Origin of the sequence: Halorubrum rarum (genome assembly GCF_048380895.1) — an archaeon.
GTDB lineage: Archaea > Halobacteriota > Halobacteria > Halobacteriales > Haloferacaceae > Halorubrum.
Window position 1 is genome coordinate 118370 of record NZ_JBLWMN010000009.1, and the last position, 13914, is coordinate 132283.

The following is a 13914-nucleotide window of genomic DNA, read 5'->3' on the forward strand; positions in this document are numbered from 1 at the left end:
CGCCGTCGCCGAGTCCTTCCGACGATGGCGTCCGATCCCGAACTCCCGCTGGCGACGGGGACGGTCTCGCTCGGTTCGCTCGATGACCCCCTGATCGTCGATCCGGGTCCCGACCTCCTCGAGGACGTCGTCACGGCGTTCGCCGAGACCGTTCCGACTATCGCTGCCCCCGATCTCGACGCGCTCTCGACCGGGGCGCGCTCGGACGGGACCCCGCTCGCTCCGCCGCCCGACCGTCCGAGCGTCGCCGTGCTCGCCGAGCGGGAGTCGCTCCTCGCGGTCACCGACGGGTTCCACGCCGCGAGTCGGGTGGCCGGACTCGTCGAGTCGGGTCTCCTCTCGGCACGGCTGCTCGACGAGCCGCAGCCGAACCCGATGCTGGCCGGTCGCGAGCGGGGAACGGTGCTCGTCGAAACCGACGCCGGTCGCTACCCGGTCGGTGCCGACCGGTCCGCACGGGACCGATACGCCGAGATCGTCGACGGCGCGGAGCCGTTCCGACTCACGACTCCGAGCCGACACCGGCTGTACGGCGGGTTCCACGCGCGCTGTTCCCCGACGGTCGCGGACGACGTGATCGCGACGCTCGACGTCGACCCCGATCCCGGCTCCGACGTCGTCGACCCGCGGGTCCGCGCGTACCTCGTCGGAGCCCGCCACGAGGTCCTCGATCACACCCTCCGTCGGGCGTGCGAGGACGCCGGACTCGGCAGCCCGTCGACGTTCACGGAGATCAAGCGGCGGCTCGTCGACGCCGGGCTCGTCGACACGGTACCGGTGAGCCAACCCGTCGGCAGGCCTCGAAAGCGACTCGTCGCGTGCGGTCCGTTGAGCGGGACGTCGGTTCCGGAGTCGGTGGCGGTCGCGCGCGACGCGTTCGGGGAGTGAGCCGTCGGTCGGTTCGGGTCTCTCCCGCTTCGGAGCTTCCGAGAGCCACACACCCAAGAGCCTCCGGTCGAAACGCTACGAGCATGTATCGACGCGACGCACGTGACACGAGCCTCGACGGGCTGTTGGCGGATCTCGCAACCGTCGACGGCGTGGTCCGAGCCGCGCCGGGACCGGACGGGTCGATCGCCTACGTGAAGAGCCGCGAGGACCGGACGGACCTGTGGCTGCTCGCCGACGGCGACGACCGCCGGCTCACCAGCGAGGGCGTCCTCGCGATGCGGTCCGGTCGAACGGACGCACAGTGGGTCGACTGGGGGCCCGACGGCGAGCGGATCGCGGTCGTCACCGGAGACGGCGACCTCGCGACCGTCGACGCCGACAGCGGTCGCGTCGAGGTCCTGACCGACTGGGACGACGGGATCTCCGGGCTCGCGTGGGGCGAGTCGGGGATCGCGGTCGTCACCGATCACTTCTCGCGGGCGAGCCTCGCGGTCGTCGACCCGGACGGCACCGGCATCGACGTGCGCGCCGACGACGAGTGGCTCTACGCGGACCCGCGCTGGGACGACGACGCGCTCGTCGCCGCGCGCTCGACCCACCGCCACTTCTTCGATCATCGGGCGAGCATCGTTCGCGTCGACGCCGACGGCGACGTCGAGACGCTCTTCGCCGAGTCGGGCGTCCGCGCGGCGTGCCCCCGCCCGCGGTCCGGAAGCGCCGCGGAGATCGCGTTCGTCCACGACGGAACGGGCTTCGACGCGGTGTACGCACTCGACCTCGACGACGCCGACGCCGATCCCGTCAGGATCCACGCGGTCGACGACGCCGAGGTCGCCGACCCGCGCTGGGACGCCGACGGCGACCGCCTCGCGGTGACGGTCACGCACGGCGGCCGAGCACACGTCCACGAGGTGGCTGTCGACGGTGCCGCGGTCGACGCGAACACGACCGTCCGCGAGGTCGCGACCGACGACGCCGTCCACACCGGCCCGCGGTGGGACGCCGACGGCGGCCGTCTCCTCGCGGTTCGGGACACGCCGACGGAACCGCCTGCCGTCGTCGACGTCGAGCGCGGCGAGCGACTCACGCCGTCGACGACCGCGGGGATGGCCGATCGGCTTCCGGAGCCCGAAGCGTTCACGTACGACGCCGGTGGACGGACGATCCACGCGATGGTTCACCCGCCCGCTTCGGACGCTGCACCGGACTCCGTCCCCCTGGTCGTCAAGCCGCACGGCGGGCCGACGACGTACGACGGGTTCGGCTTCGACCACCGGGCCGCGTACGTCGCGGCGCTCGGCTACGCGGTCGTCCGTCCGAACTACCGCGGCTCCGACGGATTCGGCCGCGCGTTCCGGATGGCGAACGACGGCGACTGGGGCGGCGGCGACCTCGACGACGTGATCGCGTCCGCGGACGCCACGGCGGCGCGGTACGAGGCGGTCGACGGCGACCGAGTCGGCGTCTTCGGCGGATCCGGCGGCGGGCTGATGACCGTCAACGCGCTCGGACGCTCCGACCGGTTCCGGTGTGGTGCCGCCTTCTACGGCGTGTACGACTACGAGCGGTTCGTCGACGACACCGACGACGTCGGGTGGCAGCTGATGAAACGCGAGCTCGGCAACCTCGTCGACGACCTCGACGGCTACCGAGAGGCGAGTCCGATCCGGACCGTCCCCGACATCGACGACCCGCTGGCGGTGCTTCACGGCGAGGACGACGTTCGGGTGCCGATCAGCCAGTCCGAACGCCTCGTCGAGGAACTGGAGCGACACGACGTGCGCCACGAGTTCCGGCGCTACGACGACGAGCCGCACGGGTTCCGGCGGCGCGACACCGTCGTCGACGCGTACACCCGCGTCGCGGACCTGTTCGCGAAGTACCTCCGCCACGACCCCGACGACGGCACCAGCCGGCCGTACGAGCCGCCGTCCGGATAGCGTCCGCCCGTCGGGACCGACCGGGTGACCCACCAGAAGGGCTAACACGCTGGTTCCGGATACTGGGACCATGGCCCTCCACGCCGTCCGAAACATCGAGGAAGCGTTCGTCGTCACCCGCGAGTTCCTGCTCCCGTTCGACGTTCGACGGTGGCTGAAGCTCGCGCTCGTCGTGTTCTTCGTCGGGAGCGGGCTCAGTTTTCCGTCGGTGCAGTTCAACGCGTCCGGGCCCGCGGACGGGGCCACCGAGAGCGAGCTCCCGTTCGCCGTCCCGACCGACGTCCTCCCGACCGACGTCGTGCTGATCGTCGTCGCGCTCGTCGTCGCGGGCGTCATCGCAGGCGTCCTGTTCGCGCTCGTCGGCGCGATCATGGAGTTCGTCCTGATCGAGTCGCTCCGGACCGGCGAGGTGTCGATCCGACGCTACTGGCGCGCGCGCTGGCGACAGGGACTCCGTCTGTTCGGCTTTCGGATCGCGATCGGGATACCGGCGCTCGCGACGTTCGTCGGCTGGCTCGCGTTGCTCTTCGTTCCGCTGTTCACCGGCCGTGCGCTCACCGTCCCGTTCGTGGCGTTCCTGCTGGCCGTCCCGATCCTGTTCGTCGTCGCACTCGTGTACGGAGTGGTGTCGGGGTTCACGACGGTGTTCGTCGTCCCCCTCATGATCCGAGACGACTCGGGCGTCCTCGCGGGGTGGCGACGGCTCTGGGCGTCGATCAGGACCGCGTGGAAACAGTACCTGGCGTACGCCGTGATCGGGTTCCTGTTGACGATCGCGGTCGGACTCGTCGCGTCGATCGCGGTCGGGTTCGTCGCGCTCGCCGTCTTCGTCCCCCTCCTCATCGTGGCCGGGGTCACGCACGTCGCCGTCTCGCTGTCGTCGACGATCGGCATCGTCGTCCTCGTCGGCCTCGCGCTCGTGTTCGGTACGACGATGATCGCCGTCTGGGCGCTCGCACAGGTACCGGTCGTGACGTATCTCCGATACTACGCGCTGCTCGTCCTCGGCGACATCGACGAGTCGTTCGATCTCGTCGCCGATCGTCCCGGTCGAACGACCGACACGGGACCGTCCGACACGGGACCGTCCGACACGGGACCGTCCGACACGGGACCATCCGACACGGGACCATCCGACACGGGACCATCCGACACGGGACCATCCGACACGGAACCATCCGACACGGAACCATCCGACACGGAACCGTCCGATTCAGACTAAGCTCGCGCCGTCGACGTCCGTACGGCCGTAGTCGACGTCGAGGAGGGTGAGGAGCGTCGGAGCCACGTCGAGGAGGTCGGCGTCCTCGATGGTGACGTCGGGGTGGTCGACGAACAGGCCGGCGTTCTCGAAGGTGTGCATTCCCGTCCGTGGGCCGTCGGGATCGAAGACGCCGTCATGCGATTTGAATCCCGCTTTGAGGTCGAATCCGTCGTTCGGGAGGGCGACGATGTCGGGTGCAATCTCGTCGTGGTCCCCGCGGAATACGGTCTCGCGCTCCACGACTCGATCGATGACCGGGTCCCCGTTTGGTCCCGTCATCGCCTTCAGTTCCGCCTTCAACTCCGCACGAACCGCGTCGTACTCGCTTTTCGGGACGCTTCCGCGCGGTTCGCGCCCCGCGAGGTTGACGTAGAACCGACCGGGAACCAGCGAGTACGCTCGCGTGTCGTCGTCGATGTCCGAAAGCGCCCCGTGATCGTCGGGGTCGTCGTACGAGAGCCACCCCTCGCGCTCGAGCCACTCGTTACAGTAGACGTCGTGTTCGAGGGTCGTGAACCCGTGTGCGGAGCCGACGACGAGGGTGACGTCGTCCGGGAGCGCGCGGTGGATCTCGCCGATGTACTCGTCGAGCGCCTCGTAGAACTCGTGGAACTCCTCGTGGTAGGGTCCCCGTTCGACGTGGTCGCGCCAGAGGAAGTGGTTGACCCGGTCCGGCGTCGAGAACACGCCGACGAACAGGTCCCAGTCGTCCCGCTCGACGTACCGCTGAAACGCCGCCGCACGGCGGTCGAGCGTCCGGTGTGCGTGCTCGAGGAACGCCGACTTGTCGGACTTGTGCCCGAGTTTCGCGTTGACGTCGAGGACGTACCCGGCGTCGTCGAGGTACGACCGAAGCTCCTCCGGATGCGACGCCTTGTCGACGTCCGGCGAGAGGTAGCCGGACACCATCCGCTGGACGTTCCGCTGTGGCGGGAAGGTGACGGGGACGTTCATCACCGTCGCGTCGAGACCCGCCTTCGTCGCCCGGTCCCAGATCCGGGTCGACTGCACGTCTCGACCCATCGGAACGTACGTGTCGTACGACCCGATCTCGCGGTCCTGAAACCCGTATACGCCCGTTTCTCCCGGATTCAGGCCGCTGGTGAGGACGGGCCAGCAGGCGCTGGACTCCGGGGGGGTGATGCTGTCGATCGCCCCGCTGGACCCCTCGTCCGCGATCGCCGTGAGCGAGGGGAACGTCTCCGGGTTGTCGTCGACGAGGTCGTACGGGACGCCGTCGACCCCGATGAAGACGACCCGTGGAGTGTCTCCTCCTCGCAACCGGTCGAATAGGCCCATACACTCCCTTTCCATGGTAGAGCCCAAAAGGGTTGACATCCACCTCCCCGAAATCGGCTTAGACTGAGTCGGGTAGTCTTTTGCGTGCGGCTCGCGAGGTGTCGGCATGGAGACGCGACGAACCTACCTCGTCGACGCGTTCACGGAAGAGCCGCTCGCCGGCAACGTCGCCGGCGTGGTGCCGGACGCCGAGGGACTGAGCGACGAGCGGATGGAGCGCGTCGCGGCAGAGCTCGGCGCGTCGGAGACGGCGTTTCTGACCGAGGTCCCCGAGGGGATCGACGCCGACCGCCGCGTCCGCTATTTCACCCCGACGACCGAGGTCGACCTCTGTGGTCACGCCACGATCGCGAGCTACGCCGCCCTCTTCGCGGACGGCGTCGTCGACGCCGGCGACGACGTGTTGCGGACGAACGTCGGCGACCTGACGGTCACCGTCGCCGACGGGGGAACCGTCTGGATGCGTCAGGACTCGCCGACGGTCCGTCCGGTCGAGATCGACTACGACCGACTCGGCGGGGCGCTCGGGATCGACGACGCGGCGCTCCGGGACGTGGGCGCTGATCTCCCCGTCGCGGTCGCGTCGACCGGGCTCGCGTTCCTGATCGTCCCCGTCAACTTCCTCGAACGGCTCGGCGAGGCGGACCCCGACATGGACGCGGTCGAGGCGCTCTCCGAGGAGTTCGACGTCGCCGGCGTGTACGCGTTCACCTTCGACGCGCTCGACGCGGGGTCGACGCTCCACGGTCGCGCGTTCGTGCCGGCGGTCGGCGTTCCGGAGGACCCCGCCACCGGGACCGCGAGCGGCGCGTGTGCCGCCTACCTCGCCGACGTCGCTGCGTTCGACGGCGAGTTCCCCGAGGAGCTCAGGCTCGAACAGGGCCACTTCGTCGACCGGCCGGGACTGGTGCGGGTCCGGATCGACGGCGACGAGGTCCGAGTCGGCGGGGAGGCCGTCGTCTCGGTGACGGGCGAGATGCGGGTGCCCGACGGAGCGGACGACGAGATCATCGAGGCGTGACCGCGAGTCGACCCCCCGTCGGCGTCCGGACCGGCCGGCTCACGACTCGGCTCGGAGCGCCCGCCAGGACCACACGAACCGCTGCAGCGCGGTGACGTGTGTGAACACGGCGAGAACGACGACCGCCCAGTCGACGAGATCGAGCCCGTAGAGGAGCGCCGGGTTCGAGACGGCGGCGACCCCACAGACGACGCCGACGAGCACGAGGATGTCGGCGCGACCCAACAGCCCGCCGTATATCCGACCGAGCCCCAGCGCGTCGCCTTGCGTCCCGAGGTACGCGGTGAGGAGCACGCCCGTGAGCGCGACCATGCCGAGCACGTACTGGTCGGCTCCGATCGCGAGCCCGCCGAGGATCAGTACGTCGCCGTACCGGTCGAGGACGTGGTCGAGGAAGTCGCCGGCGGCGGTGGCGGTGTCCGTCGCCCGCGCGACCGCACCGTCCAGCACGTCGAGAAAGCCCGTAAACAGGACGAGCGCGGACGCGAGGAGGTACCACGACTGATCGGAGCCGGCGACGACGAGCGCGGAGCCGGCGGCCGCACCCGTGAACACCGACGTGACCGTGATCGCGTTCGCGGAGATCCCGAGCCGGTCGGCGGCGGCGACGAACGGTGCGATCGCCCTGCTCGCGAGCGGACGCAGCCTGTCCAGCGTCATTCGAGCACCCTCCGTTCGCCGGTCGAGGCCATTCGTGTGCGACCGTTTCCCCGCTCGACATATAAGTCGACGTGATCACGACGTCCGTGGCGACCGATCGCGACCCCCGTCGATCCAGTCGCGACCGTCGGACGGGTGATACGGCGACCCGCGCGACGAACGAAAAGAGTTGTATCGCCGCGTGTGTATCGACTCCGCATGTCGCAGTCCCGGCTCCCGGAACGCCTCCGGTCGGCCGACGGGCGAACGTGTCTCGCCGTGGCGGCGGTGTCGCTCGTCGGACTCGCCGTGCGCCTCTTCGATCTGGGCGGCCGAACGTTCCACTGGGACGAGGGTCGGGTCGGCTATTGGACGCTCCGATACGTCGACAGCGGGGAGTTCGCCTACGCGCCGATCATCCACGGTCCGTTTCTCCGGATCGTCAACGCGACCGTGTTCGACCTCGTGCCGCCGACCGACGGGAGCGCCCGGTTCGTCGTCGCGCTGGTCGGCGGCCTCCTCCCGCTGTCGGCGTGGCTGTTCCGCGAGCACCTCGACCGCGCGGAGGTGATCGCGCTCGCCGCGCTGCTCGCCGCGAACCCCCTGCTCGTCTACTACTCGCGGTTCATGCGCAACGACGTGCTCGTCGGCGGGTTCGCCCTGATCGCGCTCGGGTTCGCGGTCCGCGCACTCGACACCCGGCGCGTGCGATACCTGTATCCGGGAGCCGCGTTCCTCGCGCTGTCGCTCTCGACGAAGGCGAACACGGTCCTCTATCTCCTCTGTTTCGCCGGTGCCGCCGCGCTGATCGCGGACCACCGACTCGTCCGCCGGGTCCGATCCGGCGAGTCCGTCGGGAGCGTCCTCCGATCGTGGCGCTCGACCGTTCGTGGCGTCGCCCGCGAGGCCGCCGGCAGCCGGTCGCCCGTCGTCGCGCTCCCCGCACACGCGCTCGGCGTGTCGGCGACGTTCCTCGCGGTCGTCGTGTTCTTTTATGCACCGCGGCCCCTCCTGCACGCGGCGGTCGAGACGCCGTCGCTGTGGCCGACCGTCGTTCACGAGGCGACGGTCGGGTCCGCCCGCGAACTGGTCGATCTGTGGATCGCCGGCGACATGCAGGACAACCCGTATCTCGAATATCTCGGGCACGAACTGGAGACGCTGGCGTACGGTGCGGCCGTCGTCTGTGTGTTCGCCGTCGTCGGATTCGTCGTCGACGGCTACGGGAACGGAACCGCCGGCAACCCGAGCGGTCACGGGGGCGACGGCATCGGGGGGGTCCCCGCGGGCCGGTCCCGCGCGTTCGTCGCGTTCGCGAGCTACTGGGCGCTGGCGAGCCTCCTCGGGTACCCGGCCGCCACCGACATCAACGCGCCGTGGTCGGCGGTCCACATCGTGATCCCGCTGACGGTTCCCGCGGCGGTCGGCCTCGTGTACGTCGCTCGCGAGGGAGTCGCCGCCGTCGAGGTTCCGGACGGCGTCCGGCCTCGTGAGCGGCTCGCCGCCGTGACGATACCGGACCGGCGAACCGCGCTGCTGGCGGCGGTCGTACTGCTGGTGGCGAGCGCGGGGATGGTCGCGCCGACGGCGACGTACTGGAACTCCGCGAACCCCGAACACACGGAGCTGGTTCAGTGGTCACAGCCGCACAACGACCTCCGCGACTCGCTCGACGACGCCGAGGCGGCGATCGCCGCGACGGACCGCGACGTCGACGTGCTGTACGTCGGCGCGAACATCGGTGACCGCGACGAGGCGTTCTACGTCGCCAACGAGTCGCTCGCGGACGACAAAGGCGCGCCCGGCGGGTGGTACGACCGGCTCCCGCTCCCCTGGTACTTCGAGCGATCGGGCGCGACCGTCGACAGCGTCCCGAGCGACGCGGACCGCGCCGAGGCGCTCGCGGACCCGCCGACCGTCGTCGTCGTTCCGGCCGCCAACCGGTCGGAGGTCGACCCGTACCTCGACGACTACGTCGCCCGCGAGCACGGCCTCAGACTGTGGTCGTTCCCGGTCGTCGTCTACGTCGAGGAGGACGCCCTGGGGGCCGCGGAACGGGAGCGACAGTAGTCGACCACCGACCGAGCGGAGGGTTCCGGACCGGGCGAACGCCTCCTGGACCGGGCGAACGCCTCCTGGACCGGGCGAACGGCTCCCGGATCGGGCGAACGGCTCCCGGATCGGGCGAACGGCTCCCGGACTCGGCGGTCCGGGGCCGTTCGATCCCTCGACTCACGCCGACACGCCGCGCCGTCGGAGCTCGTCGCGGATCGCCGCCCGCTTGACCAGCGCGAAGCCGACGCAGATGAGCAGGAAGCCGACGACCGTCGAGAGCGTCAGTCCCTCGTTTAAGAACACCCAGCCGGAGAGCGCGGCGAACACCGGTGCGACGTAGGAGACGAGGTTGATCTCGATCGGGCCGAGTCGCTCGAGCAGATCGAAGTAGATGAGAAACCCGACCGCGCTCGCCGCGATCGACAGGTACGCCAGCGCGAGCAGCGCCTCCGTCGTCCAAACGATCTCGCCCATCGATTCGCCCAGCCCGAGCGCGACGACGTGCATGATCACCGCGCCGAGGGCCATCGACCACGCCTCCATCGTCTCGATGGGTAACTCGGCGTCGACGGCGCGCGTGAGCACGGCACCGAGCCCGAACGCCGTGGCTGCGAGGAACACGAGGAACTTCGCGACGGTGCCGTCGCCAGTGAGGTTCGCCGGGTCCGGCGCGGCCAGCACGACCGCGCCGACGAGTCCGACGACCAGCCCGACGACGCCGATCGCGGTGAGTCGCTCCGAGGGGAGGAGCGCCCGCGCGAACACCGTGGTCAACACGGGCGAGAGACTCACGATAACGGCGGCGATCGCGCTCGTCACCGCCGGATCGCTCTCGCCGACGAAGAGGAACACGTGATACGCGGCGATGAGGAGGGTCGCGCCGATCGCGACGAGCGTCCACTCGCCCCGGCCGCGGGGAACGGGGTCGTCGACGACGTACCACGCGTACGCCATCATGATCACGGCGGCGACGTCGTAGCGGAGCGCCGCGAACAACACCGGCGGGAAGTACGCCAAGCCGGCGTTGATCGCCATGAACGCGGATCCCCAGACGGCGGCGAGAACGAGAAACAGCGCCAGGTTCCGGTAACGGAGCACGGGGACACTCGCTCGGGAGCGAGCCAAAAGCTTCCGAAACCGGTCGATGTCACGTCGGGCGTCGGACAGTGGTCGCGACCGCATCGGTCACGTCGGGCGACGGCGGCGGCGGAGGCCTACCGGATCGTGTAGCGGTCGTCCTCGCGGCGAGCGACGCCGACGTCGGAGAGCTGTTGTAACGCGTCGGCGACGGCGTCCTCGGGTGCGCCGACCTCCTCGGCGACCGCGCTCGGGGTCCCGTCCGTCTCGACGAGCGCCGCGAGGATCGCGGCGAAAAAGCGGCTGTCCGCCTCCGTCCCGAGTCGCTCGTCGATCGCTGCGAGCGTGTCCTCGACGCGCCCGTGGACCCACCGCTGGGCCAAGGAGAGCTCGCGGTCGAGCTCCTGGAGTCGGCCGTACTCGACCGCCAGGTCGGCGACGTCGCCGGACGGGTCCGGCTCAGAACGGGACGGGGCGTCGATCGAGAGGTGGGGACACCGGCCCGACATGTCGAGACTGCTCTTGGCGGGGTAGGCGCTCTTCGCGCCGAACCCGTACGGCGAGACGCTCACCTCCAGCCGGAGGCTCCGCGTGATGTGGAAGTACTTCCGGCGCTGATCGTCGGTCGTCGACTCGATGAGGCCGGCCTCCTCCAGCTTCCGTAGGTGGTCGATCACCGCCTTCGGGCTCACGCCGAGGTACTCCGAGATCTCCGTCACGTAGCAGGGTTTATATGCCAGCAGTCGGAGGATGCGCCGCCGGTTCTCGTTGCCCAAGAGATCCAGCAGTACCGCGGAGTCCATTAACGTATAGTTAGCCTCGAGTACGTAAAAGGCTGACTTCCCGTGATCGGGCGACGGCGGGGCGCACCGAGCGGCGTCTACGCCCGAAGCGAAGAGTAGTTACGCCGGGGACGGGTGGATGAGGTATGCGTACGGCGCTCATCGTTCTCGACGGCTGGGGGCTCGGCGACCACGACCGACTCGACGCGGTGAAAGCCGCCGACACCCCGACCTTCGACGACGCGGCCGACCGCGGCGCGTACGGACGGCTCGTCGTCCACGGCAGGCGCGTCGGGCTCCCGGCGGGGCAGATGGGGAACTCGGAAGTCGGTCACTTACACATCGGCGCTGGCCGGGTCGTCAAGCAGGCGTACACCCGGATCACAGACACGCTCGCCGCGGGGTCGTTCACCGACAACGCCGCCATCGCCTCGGCGTTCGAGCACGCCGACGACACCGGCGGTCGCGTCCACTTCATGGGGCTCGTCTCCGACGGTGGCGTCCACTCCGACGTCGCACACCTCGAAGCGCTGATCGACGCGGCCGCCGAGGCAGGCGTGCCGGCGACGACCCACGCGTTCACGGACGGTCGGGACACTGCCCCGACGATCGCCGACGGCTTTCTCGCGGACGTGACCGCCCACGCTGACGAGCGCGGAACCGGCCACGTCGCGACGGTCATCGGCCGATATCTGGCGATGGACCGCGACGAGAACTGGGATCGGACGAGGCGAGCGTACGACGCCATCGTCGAGCGCGACGCGCCCCACGAGGCCGCGACGGCTGCGGCCGCGGCCGCGGAGGCGCACGCCCGCGGCGAGACGGACGAGTTCATCGAGCCGACGCTCGTCGAGGGTGGGCACGCGCTCGAGGACGGCGACGCCGTCGTCTTCTTCAACTTCCGGGCGGACCGCGCGCGACAGCTCGTCCGCATGCTCACCGGGACGCAGCCGGAGTGGGCGGTCGATCTCGACGCGCCCGACGTCCGTCTCGTGACGATGACCGAGTACGACGAGACGTACGAGTTCGACGTGGCGTTCCCGCCGGAGATTCCGGTCAACACGCTCGGCGAGGTCGCCTCGAACGCGGGGCTCACGCAGCTCCGGATCGCGGAGTCGGAGAAGTACCCGCACGTCACCTACTTCCTCAACGGCGGTCGCGAGGTGCGGTTCCCCGGCGAGCGCCGCGAGATCGTGAAGAGCCCGGACGTGCCCACGTACGACCTGCAACCCGAGATGTCGGCACCGGAGCTCACCGACACCGCGATCGACACGATCGGGAGCGACGACCCGGACCTGATGGTCCTCAACTACGCGAACCCGGACATGGTCGGACACACCGGCGACTTCGACGCCGCCGTCGCCGCGGTCGAGGCGGTCGACGAACAGCTCGGTCGCCTGCTCGATGCGGTCGCGACCGCGGGCGGTCACGCCGTCGTCACCGCCGACCACGGCAACGCCGACGACATGGGGACGCCGGACGATCCGCACACCGCTCACACGTACAACCCGGTCCCGTTCGTGTACCTGACGCCCGCCGGCGACGACGGCGGACGGTCGGTCCGCGACGACGGCTCGCTGTGTGACGTCGCGCCGACGCTGCTGGAGCTCATGGAGCTCGACCAGCCCGCGGAGATGACCGGCAAGAGTCTCCTCCTGTGACTCGCGACGCTCCGACCGTAGCGATCCCGTAGATGGCCGTCGACGGCCTGCGGACGGACCGGAACGTCGAACACGTGATCGTGACGCTCGACTGAGAGGCGTTCGACTGAGAGGCGTTCGACTAAGAGACGCTCGACTAAGAGACGCTCGACTAAGAGACGCTCGACTAAGAGACGCTCGACTAAGAGACGCTCGACTAAGAGACGCTCGACTAAGAGACGCTCGACTAAGAGACGCTCACCGATCGATGCGAGACCGCGTGTGATTGACACAATGCGGAAAAATAAATTCATAATATAGGAACTATAGTTTGTACGTAACAATATTTAAGTGAGCTGCGATCGAACATTGCGTCGTAATGAGTACCCAGAAACACGCCCGTCAGCAGTACGGCGACGTCCACGAGAGCGAGGCGATCCGCATTCCCGAAGAGAAGGCAGAGCAGCTCGTCGACGCGCTCAACACGGACCTCGCGGCGACGTACGTGCTGTATCACCAGATCAAAAAGCACCACTGGCTCGTCGAGGGTGCGGAGTTCCTCGGCATCCACGAGTACCTCGGCGAGGTCGCGGCCGACCTGGAGGCGGGTGCAGACGTCATCGCGGAGCGCGCGCAGGCGCTCGGCGGCGTCCCGCTCTCGGGCGGTGCGAACTTCGAGGAGCATGCCCCCGTAACTCCGGAGGACACGGACGCGTACGACATCCGGACGTCCCTGGAGAACGACCTGGAGATGTTCGGCGACGTGATCGAGTCGCTCCGCGAGCACATCCAGCTCGCGAACAGCCTCGGCGACTACACCACCGAGGAGCAGCTCCGCGAGATCCTCGAAACCGTCGAGGAACACGGCCACCACATCGAGCACTACCTCGAGGACGACACGCTCGTCCAGTTCGAGTAGTCGACGCCGCTGACCGACCGGCTCTCCGCTCTCGCGTTCCGTTTGATCGACTCCGTTGAAACCCTCAGTAGCTGGTACGTGTTGCTCCGATTGCGGTCAATACAAGGATTCGGCTTTGAAACCCTTGCTGAGAAACATGGCGAGTGATTACCGGGAGGTAAGATGGATGCCCTCCCGAAATCACGTCTTCTCCGGTTTGTTGAGCGTGCAATGGTGCTGGCTCGACGTGCTGTTACGCGGTTCTCAACCCGATATTCACGGAAGCGATTTACGGAGAATCAAGGAGAAAGCCTCGCGCTTTAGCGCGGGGATGAATCCGACACTCCCCTTTAGAGTCCACCGTCCGATGGCACGGCTGGATATTCCGCGCTGCTCCAATCCAAGCCT

The 13914-nt window shown here is 68.9% G+C and carries 12 protein-coding genes and 1 pseudogene; 9 read left to right on the forward strand and 4 right to left on the reverse strand.

Going from position 1 to position 13914, the window contains the following annotated elements; translation table 11 throughout:
* Positions 1-24: 24 nt before the first annotated feature.
* The 3 genes from ACNSN7_RS09250 (at position 25) to ACNSN7_RS09260 (ending at position 4053) form a co-directional block, all read left to right on the forward strand.
* Positions 25-888 carry a transcriptional regulator TbsP domain-containing protein gene (locus ACNSN7_RS09250; RefSeq protein WP_418281991.1) on the forward strand — a complete coding sequence of 288 codons (864 nt, stop codon included), beginning with the start codon at positions 25-27 and terminating at the stop codon, positions 886-888.
* Positions 889-971: 83 nt separating this feature from the next.
* Positions 972-2831 (forward strand): S9 family peptidase, encoded by a 1860-nt coding sequence (locus ACNSN7_RS09255; RefSeq protein ID WP_418281992.1) that lies wholly within the window; start codon positions 972-974, stop codon positions 2829-2831.
* Positions 2832-2901: 70 nt separating this feature from the next.
* Positions 2902-4053 carry a DUF7544 domain-containing protein gene (locus tag ACNSN7_RS09260; RefSeq protein WP_418281993.1) on the forward strand — a complete coding sequence of 384 codons (1152 nt, stop codon included), beginning with the start codon at positions 2902-2904 and terminating at the stop codon, positions 4051-4053.
* On the opposite strand, the gene ACNSN7_RS09265 is transcribed toward ACNSN7_RS09260, so the two are convergent.
* The gene (locus tag ACNSN7_RS09265) at positions 4045-5394 is read right to left on the reverse strand and encodes an alkaline phosphatase family protein (protein ID WP_418281994.1); all 1350 of its coding nucleotides are present in this window, start codon (positions 5392-5394) and stop codon (positions 4045-4047) included. The two genes, ACNSN7_RS09260 and ACNSN7_RS09265, sit on opposite strands and share 9 nt — an antisense overlap.
* A 106-nt stretch (positions 5395-5500) precedes the next feature.
* On the opposite strand from ACNSN7_RS09265, the gene ACNSN7_RS09270 reads away from it, so the two are divergent.
* On the forward strand, positions 5501-6415 hold the full coding sequence (locus tag ACNSN7_RS09270) for a PhzF family phenazine biosynthesis protein (RefSeq protein WP_418281995.1): 915 nt from the start codon (positions 5501-5503) through the stop codon (positions 6413-6415).
* A gap of 39 nt (positions 6416-6454) precedes the next feature.
* On the opposite strand, the gene ACNSN7_RS09275 is transcribed toward ACNSN7_RS09270, so the two are convergent.
* A complete protein-coding gene (locus ACNSN7_RS09275) occupies positions 6455-7075 on the reverse strand; it encodes a CDP-alcohol phosphatidyltransferase family protein (protein ID WP_418281996.1) in 621 nt (206 codons plus the stop codon).
* A gap of 198 nt (positions 7076-7273) precedes the next feature.
* Between ACNSN7_RS09275 and ACNSN7_RS09280 the strand changes: the two genes are divergently transcribed.
* On the forward strand, positions 7274-9124 hold the full coding sequence (locus ACNSN7_RS09280; RefSeq protein WP_418281997.1) for a flippase activity-associated protein Agl23: 1851 nt from the start codon (positions 7274-7276) through the stop codon (positions 9122-9124).
* A gap of 162 nt (positions 9125-9286) precedes the next feature.
* Here the strand turns inward: ACNSN7_RS09280 and ACNSN7_RS09285 are convergent, their stop codons facing one another.
* Entirely contained in the window at positions 9287-10207 is a 921-nt protein-coding gene (locus ACNSN7_RS09285; RefSeq protein ID WP_418281998.1) for a DMT family transporter, read from the reverse strand.
* Between the two features lie 116 nt (positions 10208-10323).
* Entirely contained in the window at positions 10324-10989 is a 666-nt protein-coding gene (locus ACNSN7_RS09290) for an ArsR/SmtB family transcription factor (RefSeq protein ID WP_418281999.1), read from the reverse strand.
* A gap of 125 nt (positions 10990-11114) precedes the next feature.
* Here ACNSN7_RS09290 and gpmI point away from each other — a divergent pair, with 125 nt between their 5' ends.
* The 4 genes and pseudogenes from gpmI to ACNSN7_RS09310 form a co-directional block, all read left to right on the forward strand.
* Complete coding sequence (gene gpmI / locus ACNSN7_RS09295; RefSeq protein WP_418282000.1) at positions 11115-12629, forward strand: 2,3-bisphosphoglycerate-independent phosphoglycerate mutase; 1515 nt, start codon at positions 11115-11117, stop codon at positions 12627-12629.
* 91 nt (positions 12630-12720) lie between these two features.
* Positions 12721-12894, forward strand: a complete 174-nt coding sequence (locus ACNSN7_RS09300; RefSeq protein ID WP_418282005.1) for a pentapeptide repeat-containing protein — start codon at positions 12721-12723, stop codon at positions 12892-12894.
* Positions 12895-12987: 93 nt separating this feature from the next.
* A complete protein-coding gene (gene dpsA / locus ACNSN7_RS09305) occupies positions 12988-13527 on the forward strand; it encodes a DNA starvation/stationary phase protection protein DpsA (RefSeq protein WP_418282001.1) in 540 nt (179 codons plus the stop codon).
* 162 nt (positions 13528-13689) lie between these two features.
* Positions 13690-13809, forward strand: a pseudogene (locus ACNSN7_RS09310) (IS5/IS1182 family transposase); the annotation flags it as partial.
* Positions 13810-13914: the final 105 nt, after the last annotated feature.

Excerpts from the sequence above, each read along its gene's own strand:
- ACNSN7_RS09250 (WP_418281991.1), top strand. The coding sequence starts at position 25 with ATGGCGTCCGATCCCGAACTCCCGCTGGCGACGGGGACGGTCTCGCTC.
- ACNSN7_RS09255 (WP_418281992.1), top strand. The coding sequence starts at position 972 with ATGTATCGACGCGACGCACGTGACACGAGCCTCGACGGGCTGTTGGCG.
- ACNSN7_RS09260 (WP_418281993.1), top strand. The coding sequence starts at position 2,902 with ATGGCCCTCCACGCCGTCCGAAACATCGAGGAAGCGTTCGTCGTCACC.
- ACNSN7_RS09265 (WP_418281994.1), bottom strand. The coding sequence starts at position 5,394 with ATGGGCCTATTCGACCGGTTGCGAGGAGGAGACACTCCACGGGTCGTC.
- ACNSN7_RS09270 (WP_418281995.1), top strand. The coding sequence starts at position 5,501 with ATGGAGACGCGACGAACCTACCTCGTCGACGCGTTCACGGAAGAGCCG.
- ACNSN7_RS09275 (WP_418281996.1), bottom strand. The coding sequence starts at position 7,075 with ATGACGCTGGACAGGCTGCGTCCGCTCGCGAGCAGGGCGATCGCACCG.
- ACNSN7_RS09280 (WP_418281997.1), top strand. The coding sequence starts at position 7,274 with ATGTCGCAGTCCCGGCTCCCGGAACGCCTCCGGTCGGCCGACGGGCGA.
- ACNSN7_RS09290 (WP_418281999.1), bottom strand. The coding sequence starts at position 10,989 with ATGGACTCCGCGGTACTGCTGGATCTCTTGGGCAACGAGAACCGGCGG.
- gpmI (WP_418282000.1), top strand. The coding sequence starts at position 11,115 with ATGCGTACGGCGCTCATCGTTCTCGACGGCTGGGGGCTCGGCGACCAC.
- dpsA (WP_418282001.1), top strand. The coding sequence starts at position 12,988 with ATGAGTACCCAGAAACACGCCCGTCAGCAGTACGGCGACGTCCACGAG.